General features: G+C 65.0%; 10 protein-coding genes and 2 pseudogenes. 9 read left to right on the top strand and 3 right to left on the bottom strand.

What is annotated here, in order from left to right; all coding sequences use genetic code 11:
- A partial coding sequence (locus VKI00_RS20960; protein WP_324440809.1) for an alpha/beta fold hydrolase occupies positions 1-727 on the bottom strand: 727 nt, incomplete at its 3' end.
- 10 nt (positions 728-737) lie between these two features.
- Entirely contained in the window at positions 738-2,285 is a 1,548-nt protein-coding gene (locus VKI00_RS20955) for a bifunctional 3-(3-hydroxy-phenyl)propionate/3-hydroxycinnamic acid hydroxylase (protein ID WP_324440807.1), read from the bottom strand.
- Between the two features lie 92 nt (positions 2,286-2,377).
- Between VKI00_RS20955 and VKI00_RS20950 the strand changes: the two genes are divergently transcribed.
- The 6 genes and pseudogenes from VKI00_RS20950 to VKI00_RS20925 all read left to right on the top strand — a co-directional run bounded on the left by VKI00_RS20950 (position 2,378) and on the right by VKI00_RS20925 (position 8,409).
- Complete coding sequence (locus VKI00_RS20950; RefSeq protein WP_324440805.1) at positions 2,378-3,037, top strand: TetR/AcrR family transcriptional regulator; 660 nt, start codon at positions 2,378-2,380, stop codon at positions 3,035-3,037.
- Entirely contained in the window at positions 3,034-3,822 is a 789-nt protein-coding gene (locus VKI00_RS20945; protein WP_324440803.1) for a 2-keto-4-pentenoate hydratase, read from the top strand. Before VKI00_RS20950 ends, VKI00_RS20945 begins: the two co-directional genes overlap by 4 nt.
- A gap of 18 nt (positions 3,823-3,840) precedes the next feature.
- Positions 3,841-4,794, top strand: coding sequence for an acetaldehyde dehydrogenase (acetylating) (locus VKI00_RS20940; protein ID WP_324440801.1), 954 nt, complete (start codon positions 3,841-3,843; stop codon positions 4,792-4,794).
- Positions 4,791-5,822: a 4-hydroxy-2-oxovalerate aldolase gene (gene dmpG, locus VKI00_RS20935; RefSeq protein ID WP_324440799.1), complete on the top strand. Its 1,032-nt coding sequence runs from the start codon at positions 4,791-4,793 to the stop codon at positions 5,820-5,822. The genes VKI00_RS20940 and dmpG overlap by 4 nt, the downstream gene beginning before the upstream one ends.
- Positions 5,823-5,847: 25 nt before the next feature.
- Positions 5,848-6,884 (top strand): annotated as a pseudogene (locus VKI00_RS20930) (acyl-CoA dehydrogenase family protein); the annotation flags it as partial.
- Between the two features lie 400 nt (positions 6,885-7,284).
- Positions 7,285-8,409 (top strand): AI-2E family transporter, encoded by a 1,125-nt coding sequence (locus VKI00_RS20925; RefSeq protein ID WP_324440797.1) that lies wholly within the window; start codon positions 7,285-7,287, stop codon positions 8,407-8,409.
- Here the strand turns inward: VKI00_RS20925 and VKI00_RS20920 are convergent.
- A complete protein-coding gene (locus VKI00_RS20920) occupies positions 8,361-8,702 on the bottom strand; it encodes a phosphatase PAP2 family protein (protein WP_324440795.1) in 342 nt (113 codons plus the stop codon). The genes VKI00_RS20925 and VKI00_RS20920 overlap by 49 nt on opposite strands.
- Positions 8,703-9,373: 671 nt before the next feature.
- Here VKI00_RS20920 and VKI00_RS20915 point away from each other — a divergent pair.
- The 3 genes and pseudogenes from VKI00_RS20915 to VKI00_RS20905 all read left to right on the top strand — a co-directional run.
- Complete coding sequence (locus VKI00_RS20915) at positions 9,374-9,982, top strand: HdeD family acid-resistance protein (protein ID WP_324440793.1); 609 nt, start codon at positions 9,374-9,376, stop codon at positions 9,980-9,982.
- An 88-nt stretch (positions 9,983-10,070) separates the two neighbouring features.
- On the top strand, positions 10,071-10,346 hold the full coding sequence (locus tag VKI00_RS20910; RefSeq protein ID WP_324440791.1) for a hypothetical protein: 276 nt from the start codon (positions 10,071-10,073) through the stop codon (positions 10,344-10,346).
- Between the two features lie 214 nt (positions 10,347-10,560).
- Positions 10,561-11,355: pseudogene (locus VKI00_RS20905) on the top strand (transposase); the annotation flags it as partial.
- Positions 11,356-11,749 lie beyond the last annotated feature (394 nt).

Below are 11,749 nucleotides of genomic sequence, written 5' to 3'. Positions count from 1 at the left end.
TCCGCGCCCCGCTGGGTTTGTTCACCTTGTCGTCTCGACCCCAGATGATGAGCGCCGGCGTCGAGAGGCTGCTGAGCCTGCGGTCGCGGGTGAAGTCCATTCGCCGCAGCGTGTCCAGCCCCGCCGGGCGTTGCAGGGGCGGGTTGGCGACGACGTCGGGGTCGATCGATGCCGCGTAACGGGATTCGATGAGCTCGTCCGGCACGGCGTCGCCGTCGAAGACCAGATAGGTGCGGATGAACGTGCGCAGTTTGTCCAGGCTCGGCCCCTCCCCGCCGTAGTAGCCGAGCAGGCTTTTCAGGCCCGGGGTGGGCAGCCCGCGGGTGGTTCCGATGCCGCCGGGCCCCATCAGCACCAGCTTGTCGACCCGGTGCGGGGTGTCCAGGGCCAGGCGCAGTGCGCAGGAACCGCCGTAGGAGTTGCCGACCAGATGAGCCCGCTGGATGCCGAGTTCGTCGAGCATCCCGCGGATGTGATCGGCGAGATACCCGAACGGGTCGCTGCGGTCGACACCCTTGGCGGAGCGGCCGTAGCCGGGCAGGTCGGGCACGAGGACGCGGAAGTTCTGGGCCAGGGCGTCGATGTTGCGGGAGTAGTTCGACACCCCGGATGCGCCGGGTCCGCCGCCGTGCAGGAGCACCACCGGCGGGCCATCGCCGGTATCGGCGACGAAGATGTCCTTGCCGTGGACGCGCACGGTGCGTTCGGTCATGGTGTTGCTGGTCATTTGTCGTCCTTTACGACTTGAAGCCGGCCGGGGGTGGCGGCAGTGGTTGGCCTTCGGCGGCGGCGGCGTAGACGAACCCGTCGGGTCGCACGACCACCATCGAGGCGCCCTTCTGGTCGAGCCAGCGTGTCAGCATGCCGTCGGCGTCCACCACGCTGTCGGTGCTCGGTTTGCTGCCGGGCACCAGGATTTTCACCACCGGCACGCCGGCTGCCCGCCAGGCCTGCCCATCGGATTCGGGTCCCAGGTGCGCGACCACCCAGCGGCCGCCGATGACGTCGTCGAGGCGCACGGCGTCGCCCTTCTCGTCGATGACCCACGGTTGGGGGATCAGCCAGCCGACGGCGCGGTTGCCGTTGTGTGCCAGCAGTCCCTTGGGGTAGTGCGCATCGGGCAGCCAGCGGTGTTGGCGCAGCCAGGTGGAGAAGCCGGGCACCTTGCTGGCGGTGCGGAAGATGTGGTTGCGTGCGGTGGCGCGGTGGCGGTTGTGTTGGATGATCAGCTTGCCGGTCTTGACCGCGCGGTTGGTCACCTCCTTGACGTGGGGCAGCCGCTCGGCCTGGTAGGAATCGAGGGCGGATTCGGGCAGCGATCCGCGCAACACGGCACCCAGCTTCCAGCACAGGTTGGCCACGTCGCGCACGCCGGCGCACATGCCCTGACCGATCCACGGCGGCATCGCGTGCGCGGCGTCGCCGGCCAAAAAGACCCGGCCCACCCGCCAGCGGTCGGCGAACCGGACGTGGTGGCTGTAGCAGGCGAAGCCGAGGATCTTCACGTTGTCCTCGGTGATTCCCTGGTTGCGGAGCACCTTCCAGATCGCGTCCTCGGAGAGCAGGTCCTTCTCGTCCTCGTCGTCGCGCACCGGGAACTCCCAGCGGTGATGACCCAGCGGTGTGGGGCAGTCCACGGTGGGCCGTGCCGGGTTGCAGTGGAACCGCAGCCGGTCATGGCCGGGCCATTCCCGCAGCACCTTGGTGTCGATGACGATCCAACGCTCGCCGTAGGTGCGCCCCGAATAGCCGACACCCAACTGGCCGCGGATCGGGCTGGCCGCGCCGTCGGCGGCGATCACGTAAGAGGCCCGGATCCGCCGGAATTCGTCGACCTTGAGATCGGCGAGCATCAACTCCACGTGATCATCGCGTTGGACGACCCGCAGGCATTCGTGCTCGAGAAGAATAGCGACGTTGGGGAACCGCTCCACCCCCGCGCGCAGCACCTTTTCCACCGCGGGCTGATAGATGAACTGCTGCGGCGGGTGCCCGTTGCCCCGCGACACCGGCAGCAACCGCACGAACGGCACCCCGTCAGCGTCGACGAAGTTGGCCCCGTTCCCGGGCTGCATGTCGGCGTTGAGCTGGTCGGCCAGCCCGACCTGCTGCCAGATCCGCACCACCTCCTCGTCGGTGGAGATGGCCCTCGCCCGCGTATAGATGTTGGGATCGCGTTCCACCACGACGACCTTCAGGCCCTGCTGGCCCAGCAGGTTGGCCGCGGTAACACCCACCGGCCCGTAGCCGACGATCGCCACGTCATAAGTCGTCTGGTCAGTCATTGCGGGATCCTTAATCGGGAGTTGTTAATGTATCGATCCCTATAGTAAGCTAGGGGAACGTGATCGTCAACACCCCGAAAAAAGGAGGCACCGTGGCAGCACCCAGCGCAGACACCACGGCCCCGGCCAGCCCGGCCCGCCGGCGGCGCACCCGGGCCAACGGCGAGGCCTCGCGCCAGCGAATTCTGGACGCGGCGACCGAGGTGGCCACCGAGCGCGGCTACGAGGGCACCACCATCTCGCTGGTCAGCAAGACCAGCGGCCTACCCCCGACCTCGATCTACTGGCACTTCGCCGACAAGGACGACCTGATCGCCGCGGTGATCGAGCGCAGCTTCCAGAGATGGCTGGCCGCACTGCAGCTGCCCAGCGGGCACGGGACCCGCGCACAGGCGATCGAGTTGGGAACCCAGGTGGCCAGGGCGCTGCTCGATGCCCCCGACTTCCTGCGCCTGGGATTGATGCTGGCACTGGAGCACCGCCCGGTCGAACCCCGGGCCAGGGAGATGTTTCTCGAGGTCCGCGACCGAGCGTTTCACCGCTTTGAGGAGATCGTGCGCGACATCGCGCCCGGGCTCGACGACCACAGCGTGCGCCTGCTCACCACGTATGCCCTCGCCGGCGCCGACGGCTTGTTCATCGCCAAGGAAGTCGGCGGCGACACGGTGGACCTGATCGAACTGTTGGACCTCCACGCCCGACTTGTCTTCGACGCCGCGGTCCGGCTGCTGCAGTCAGGAGAACAGTCGTGACCGCTCAATCCACCCAGCTGACCGATGCCGCTGCGCTGCTCTACGACGCCCAGGACAGCGGCGTCCCGATTGCTCCGCTGACGCAGAAGTACCCGGATCTGGATGTGTCACAGGCGTATTCGGTGCAGCGTCTCAACCTCACCCGCCGCATCGACCAGGGTGGCGTGCTGCGCGGTCACAAGATCGGGCTCACCTCCGCGCCGATGCAGGAACTCCTCGGGGTCGGTGAGCCCGACTTCGGCTACATCCTCGACACCATGATGCTGCCCAACGGCGCCCAGGTGCCGATGACCGCATTCTGCGCGCCTCGCGTCGAACCGGAGGTGGCGTTTCTGCTGCGTGCACCGCTGCGCGGCCCGGGAGTGAGCGTCGGCGACGTGATGGCGGCCACCGAGGCGGTGGCCCCGGCATTGGAGATCGTCGACAGCCGGATCGCTGACTGGCGCATCACGCTGGCCGACACGATCGCCGACAACGCCAGCTCAGGAGCGGTGGTGTTGGGCGAGTGGGTGCCGATCCGCGACGTGGCGCCGCTTCCCGAAACCACCGCCACACTCGTCGTGAACGACACCGTGGTCGACACCGGCGAGGGGACTGCCGTGATGGGCGATCCGGCTGCGGCCGTGGCCTGGCTGGCCAACGCGCTGGCCCGCTACGGCACCGCCATCGAGCCCGGCCAGTTCGTCATGTCCGGCTCATACACCACCGCGTCATTCGTCGCGGCGGGCGACCATGCGTCGGCCGTCATCAGCGGACTCGGCGCCGTCGCCGTGAGTTTCCACTAAACCCACAGGAGAGGTTTCATGACTGACGAACGATTCCCGGTCGCGATCATCGGCTCGGGCAACATCGGCACCGACTTGATGATCAAGATCCTACGCAGCCCAGGACCATTGACTGTGGCTGCGATGATCGGCATCGACCCCGAATCCGACGGCCTGGCCCGGGCCAAACGGCTTGGCGTGCCGACGTCCTCGCAAGGCATCGACGGATTGCTCGCCATGCCCGACTTCGACGACATCCGACTGGTGTTCGATGCCACCTCCGCGAGTGCACACGCCAAGCACTGGGAGGTGTTGCGCCACACCCGTGTACGCGTTCTCGACCTCACCCCCGCAGCCATCGGACCGTTCTGCGTCCCAGTGGTCAGCCTCGAGGACCACATCGACGCGCCGAACCTCAATATGGTCACCTGTGGCGGCCAGGCCACCGTGCCCATCGTCGCCGCTGTCCACCGGTCGGCGTTCGTGTCCTACGCCGAGATCGTGTCGTCGATCTCGTCCAAGTCGGCCGGCCCAGGCACTCGGGCCAATATCGACGAGTTCATCGAAACGACCTCTACCGCACTGCGAGTCGTAGGCGGGGCGCAGAGAAGCAAAACGGTGATGATCCTCAATCCGGCCGATCCGCCGATTCTCATGCGTAACACGGTGTATTGCCTCGTTGAGGGCGACTGCGATCACGCGGCCATCGACGCGTCCATCACCGCCATGGTCAACGAAGTGCAACGCTACGTGCCCGGATACAGGCTCAAGCAGCCCGTTCAGTTCGAGTCGTTCGACGCCGACAACCCGCTGCACATACCCGAGACCGGGAAATTCATCGGTACCAGGGTCACCGTGATGCTGCAGGTGACCGGCGCTGCCGACTACCTGCCCGCATATGCCGGCAACCTCGACATCATGACCTCCGCTGCGCTGGCCACCGCCGAAAGCATCGCGGCCCATTCGATGAGAAGTATTGGAGTATCGAAATGACTACAGCCAAGACAGGGCCGCTCTACATCAGTGACGTCACACTGCGCGACGGAATGCACGCGGTGCGACACCAATACAGCCTGGAACAGGTGACCGAGATCGCCGCAGCGCTGGACGCGGCCGGGGTGGACTCGATCGAGGTCGCGCACGGCGATGGGCTGTCGGGGTCAAGCTGCATCTATGGATTCGCCGCCCACACGGATCTGGAATGGATCGAGGCGGTGGCCGGCGTCGTCAAGAACGCACGAGTGGCAACGCTGGTGCTGCCGGGCATCGGAACGGTGCGCGAGCTCCGCGCCGCCAACCGGGCCGGCGCCAGCGTTGTGCGCGTCGCGACCCACTGCACCGAGGCCGACATCTCGGCACACCACATCGCCGCCGCTCGCGAACTCGGCATGGACACCGTCGGATTCCTCATGATGAGCCATATGGTGACCCCGCAGCAGCTGGCCGAGCAGGCCCGGCTGATGGAGGGATACGGAGCGGGTTGCGTCTATGTCGTCGACTCCGGTGGCGCGATGACGATGCGCGACGTCGCCGAGCGCGTCGACGCGGTGCGCCAAAGCCTGGACAGCGCAACAGAAGTCGGTATCCACGCGCACCACAATTTGTCGCTGGGCGTGGCCAACTCGATGGTCGCAGTCGAGCACGGATGTCACCGGGTCGACGCGTCGTTGGCCGGCATGGGTGCCGGTGCCGGGAATGCGCCGCTGGAGGTGTTCATCGCCGCCGCCACCCGCATGGACTGGGCGCACGGCTGCGATCTCAACGCCCTCGAAGATGCCGCCGATGACCTGGTCCGCCCGCTGCAACAACGTCCGGTCCGCGTCGACCGCGAGACGCTCACTCTGGGCTACGCCGGCGTGTACTCGAGCTTCCTGCGCCATGCCGAGACGACCGCAGGACGCTTCGGTGTCGATGCCCGCACGCTTCTGGTCGAAGCCGGACGCCGCGGGCTGATCGGGGGCCAAGAGGACATGCTCGCCGACATCGCGCTCGATCTGACCCGCGATCGAGCATCCGCATAAACACAACGGAGAAGGGATACTTCACATGGCTGGCTTCAATAATCCGACATTCGATCTGTTCATGCTTTCCGACGAGCACAACGAGCTGCGCGCGGTGCTGCGCGATCTGTGTGAGCAGGAAATCGCCCCGTATGCGGGCGAGGTCGACGAGCATTCCCGCTTCCCGGAAGAGGCCCTCAAGGTGCTCAACGACACCGGGTTCTCTGCGGTACACGTGCCTGAGGAGTTCGGCGGCCAGGGCGCCGACGCGGTGGCCACATGCATCGTCATCGAGGAGGTCGCGCGGGTATGTGCGTCCTGATCGCTGATTCCCGGCGTCAACAAGCTGGGCACGATCGGGCTTCTTCTCCGTGGCTCGGACGAGTTGAAGAAGCAGGTGTTGCCGACGCTGGCGTCCGGCGACGCGATGGCGTCCTATGCGCTCTCGGAGCGGGAGGCGGGCAGTGATCCCGCGGCGATGCGCACCCGCGCCCGCGCCGACGGTGACGAGTGGGTGCTCAACGGCGCCAAGTGCTGGATCACCAACGGCGGCAAGTCAACTTGGTACACGGTCATGGCGGTGACCGACCCGGACAAGGGCGCTAACGGAATCTCGGCGTTCATCGTTCACAAGGACGACCCCGAGTTCACGGTGGGACCCAAGGAACGCAAGCTCGGTATCAAGGGCTCACCGACCACCGAGCTGTACTTCGAGGACTGCCGGATTCCCGGCGATCGCCTCATCGGTGAGCCGGAACCGGCTTCAAGACCGCATTGGCCAGTTTGGACCATACCCGCCCCACAATCGGCGCCCAAGCGGTCGGCATCGCGCAGGGCGCACTGGACGCGTCCATCGCGTATACCAAGGAGCGCACGCAATTCGGCAAGCGCATCAGCGACTTTCAAGGTGTGCAGTTCATGCTCGCTGACATGGCGATGAAGATCGAGGCGGCGCGCCTGATGGTCTACACCGCCGCGGCGCGCGCCGAACGCGGCGAGAGCGGCCTGGGGTTCACCTCCTCGGCATCGAAATGCTTTGCCTCCGACGTCGCCGTGAAAGTCACCACCAACGCCGTGCAACTGCGTCGCAGAGGAAATCGGCGAGGCGCTTGCGAGTCCACCCGGGCTGAGCCCCCTTTCTGTGATTCGCGTTAGGTGTTGGGCGGCTTCGGTTCTCAGCCAACACAACCAAACGATGCGCGCCCCGAACCATCACGGGAAGAACACATGCTTGACGATTCGTCAGCACCGAACGTGTCCCAACAGCCCCGAGCGCCTCCACGGCCGAGGTGAGTGATCCAGGCGGGAAGGGCCGGGATCTCGCATTCGCGCCCGCAAGCGATATCTCGGCGTCACTGTAAATGGGTGTCGCGCAACGCGCGGCAGGTCGATTGCAACCGAGGAATGGGGTCAGACATTGGATACCACCACAAACGCTGAGCCCGTCGATCACAGCCTCGCCGATCAGGGCCATCACCGCCGCGTGGCTCGACCGCACGGCGACGACGAAAGGGCGATTGCCGCCGCCGAACACACCGCGGCACAACTGAAATCAGAGCATCAGCCGTACGGGGTGCGGGGTAAGCAATTTGACCGCGGTTCCCCGTTTTATCTGGGCGTCATGCTCTCGGCAGGCGTCGCGGTGACCTACGGGGCGGTGCGTGTCCTCGGCTCCGCGTCCTCGGTGCTGATATTGATCGGCGCCGCGATGTTCTTCGCCCTCGGGCTCGAGCCCGCGGTGTCGGAGCTGGTGAACCGCAGAGTTCCGCGATGGGCAGCGGTCACTCTGGTGATCGTGCTGGTGTTCGGTGTCCTCGCCGGAGCGGCGGCGGCCGCGATTCCCCCGCTGGTGCAGGAGGCACGTCAGTTCATCGAACAGGCGCCGCACTATCTGCAGGAGGCCCAGAACCACTCCACGGTGATCGGCAGAATCAACGAACGCTTCCATGTGCAACAGCGGATCACCGACATGATTCACAGCTCGGGCACACCCGCGGTCGGCAACGTTGTCAAAGCCGGGGAAACGGTGGTCGGGGGGGTGTCACGCGTCGGTGTCGTGGCCGTGCTCACCGTCTACTTCCTGGCCGACATGCGGCGGATCCGGGCGACGGTGTACCGGTTCGTGCCGAATTCACGCCGGCCGCGCGCGATCCTCATCGGTGATGAGGTGATGGCAAAGTTCGGTGACTATGTTTTCGGTAACGTTCTGACCTCCCTGATCGCCGGGGCGGCGACGTTTGTGTGGTGCTTCCTCTTCGATGTGCCATACGCGTTGCTGCTCGGGGCTTTTGTCGCGATCGTGGACCTGTTCCCGTATGGCTCGACCGTGGGTGGTTTTGTCGTCGCCCTGGTGGCGCTGACCGTCTCGATCCCAGTCAGCATTGCCACCGTGGCCTTCTACATCGCATTCCGATTGGCCGAAGACTACCTCTTGACACCGAAGATCATCGGCCGGGCGGTCAGGGTGCCCGGCGGCGTCACCGTGGTGGCGGTGATGATCGGCGCGGCGCTGCTGGGCGTGGTCGGCGCGCTCGTGGCCATTCCGGTCGCCGCGGCACTTCAGTTGCTGGTCTCAGAACTGTTGTTTCCCAAGCTCGATGACTCATGATTTGAGCTCGCGGCGGGGTGGCCCCGACGGACCGCGCTATCGGCCGCTGCCGACCGCCGTTTCAAGAGTGCGACGAAGGCGATCAGTACGCCGACCCAGATGACGCCGAGTGCCCAGCCGGTGATCACGTCACTGGGGTAGTGCACGCCTAGGTAGACGCGGGAGAATCCGACGCTGGCAATGATGGCTATCGCGGCCGTCCAGAGAGCGATTCGGGCACCTGCGGACCGGATGATCCAGTGGTGCAATGCCCATGCAGAGATGAGCGCCGACGTCGTGACGCCCCATGGCATGTCCTGACGGAAACGATCGAATGCGACGTCGGGTTTCGCAACAGGCGCCGTATGAGGGGGACTGACCCGAAAGGCGGCCGCTCGCGCCGCCACAGGCGCTTAGCCAGCCGATTGGTGATCACGCTTGTCGCCGCCAGGCTGACGACACCGCGGCCGGCGCCGCGCCGGGCCGACCGGTTGCTCGACGTTGCCATGGCCGCCGCGATGGCAAGCCACAGCTTGGCGTGATCGGCGGTGCGGCTCAGCGCCGGCATTGTGGTGTCAAGCAGCGGGCGGCGTGCGTTCGCGACCGCGTCGAATACCTCAGCGTCGAGGGCGCCGAGGCCCTCGGTGATCTGCTGCCGCAACCCCCGCGGCGACGTGCGCGGCCGCCCTATGTTCATTGATTCAACCTATGCCGTCTATACATCGAGGATCATCCGAACGTCCTTTATTCCCCCCATTCCCAGTGGCCGAAATGCTGACGGATGGGGTGATGGTGGTCGGTTGATGCGCCGCAATCGACATGGGAGACATGAGCCGCATTGCACGGTGAGCGTCGTCCGCATCCTGGCCGAAAAAAGGGGCCCACAAAAGTGACAATTGGCACTTTTTGATGACCCTTTGTCCCTATGACAGCTCGGGTCGGTGCCGCGAGCATTGAGCTACCTGCGAGATGAAAGGTTACCGCAATGACAACTACCGCAACTCCAAACCCGCTGCGCGAAATGTGGGTACCGCAGCTGCTAATGGGCATCGTGGCCCTGGTGCTGGGTGTCCTTATGCTGGTGTGGCCGGGTGTGTCGATTCTTGCCGCGTCGGTGCTGTTGGGTGTTTACCTGGTGGCGTCGGGCATCGCCCAGGTGATCTTGGCCTTCGGCCTGGAACTGTCGGGCGGTTACCGGGTGCTGTGGTTCATCACCGGCGCGCTGTCGCTGATCTTGGGTGTCCTGGCCTTCCGCCACTTCGGCCAAGGGTATGCCGTTCTCTTGCTGGCCATCTGGATCGGCGTCGGGTTCATCTTCCAGGGGGTGGCCGCAACGACGATCGCGATCAGCAACAAGGAGCTGCCCGGACGGGGCTGGTCCATCTTCTTCGGCGTCACCAGCGTGATCGCCGGCCTTGTTGTGCTGGCGTGGCCGTTCGATTCGATCGTCATGCTCGCCCTTGTCACCGGCATCATGCTGGTTGTCATCGGTATCACGCAGGTCATCAGCTCGTTTGGAACGCGCAAAGATCTCAGGACCGCAGAAAAGCGAGTGTCACAGGTCATCCCCGGAGCGCCGAACAGAGCAGCCTGACCCGTCGCCGGCCCGTGCCGGACCGGCTGTCGGGCAATACGCCTGGCCGCCGGTCCGGCCGGTCTGCATCATGAGTAAGGGGTTTGACATGGCAGGTCGGATCGAACACATCCGCCAAACGCTCGTCGACCGCATCCGCCAGATCATCGACGATCACCGCGCAGACGGGCGTGCCCCCGACGCCGGATTGTCCTGCAGCTGTGGAGCCAAAGGCTTAACCGATCATCCTCTCCACGTGGCCGAACAGATCGTCGACGGATTGGGCCTCAAGCCCCACAGTATCGACGAAGCCAACAAGCAAATTCGGTATGCGACCGCGTCGCTTAACTGGGAGCTGACCAACCTCGAGGGAGCTGAGTGTTAGACGAGAGGCCAGCAATTCGCGGAGGCGGTGATGACCCGCGGCGCGACAGATAACGACACTACCGCTCATCTGGAACACGGCGAACCGGCCGACCTTCCCGCAATCACGAACTGCGCCAGTAGCTTCCGGACGATACCGGAGCGTGGCTTGCGTTTGTGGGGGATCAGGCTCCAACCGAAAGCCAACACGGTGGCGCTGGCTGACACCACCGCGAATGTCTTGTGTCACGCGATCCGAGAAGTTGGCCATGTCTGATGGCATTCCGCTGGGAACAATTGCCGGGTTGCCGGTGCGGGCCAACTGGAGCGTGCTGGTTCTGTTGTGGTTGTTCGCGTGGAGCTTGGCCACCACGCTGCCGCAGACTGTCCCGGGCTATCACACGAGGGACTACTGGGTTGCCGGAGTCATCGGTGCTGTGGTGCTGCAGATGTCGCTGCTGGCACATGAAGCGACCCATGCGGTGGTCGCTCGTCGCGCCGGGATGGAGGTGTCCTCGGTGACGCTGTGGATGTTCGGCGGTGTCACTCGAATCGAGGGGCGAAGCCCAGACTCCGCGAACCCAGTTTTGGATCGCGTTCTCCGGTCCACTCACCAGCTGGATCTCGTCGCGTTGATGATCGACGGCGTGCACCTCGCCAAGGCGTGTTGCATCGTCGCTCTGGGCATCAACATCGACGGGGTCAAGCATCCGCTGGCTCTGGTGGAGGGATCGACGGAGAACGCGACGCTGGTCACCGACCTGCTGGTGGACCTGCGGGAGCGGTGCCTGGACGTCACCCGACCGATGCTGGTCGGCCTGGACGGCTCCAAGGGACTGCGCAAAGCGATACTCGACGTGCTCGATCACCCGGTCATCCAACGCTGCCAACTGCACAAGATTAGAAACGTGAAAGACCATCTCCCACAATGACTTCGGAGCAGCGTCGGCCGTAAGATGACCGACGCCTACCGCGCGTCGTCAGCGCTGGAGGCCGAAGCGGCGCTGCTGGCCCTGGCCGCAGAACTCGACCTGCCACCGAAGTTCCACGGAACTCGAGACATCCCTCCAAGGGGGTCGATTTCAGATTCCGAAAAGCGGTCAAAAATCACGTTGAAGTCGTGCGGATCTATTACGTTTAATTGCAACATATTTCGTCGGCCCAACCTCTATCGGCTCGAAAAGTATGGGTTGATCAATCGAGTTGTCGAATCCAAGCACGTGACCCGATCACACTTTGCTACGGCGACCTTATGGCGATATCGCTATGCGCTGTGCGGCGTAATGGACTGCTCCGGAGTCGATGGCGCGGCCGTTGTCCAGCCCGGCTAGACCACGCCATGAGTGGATCGCATGGCGCGCGAGTGCCACGATCGGGGCGGCCTTGGTTCCCCCATTCGCGTGCGTGTGGGCCCGCAGCGCGTTT

The organism is Mycobacterium sp. (assembly GCF_035314665.1).
Classification (GTDB): Bacteria; Actinomycetota; Actinomycetes; order Mycobacteriales; family Mycobacteriaceae; genus Mycobacterium.
This window is presented reverse-complemented; position numbering and strand designations above follow the sequence as displayed.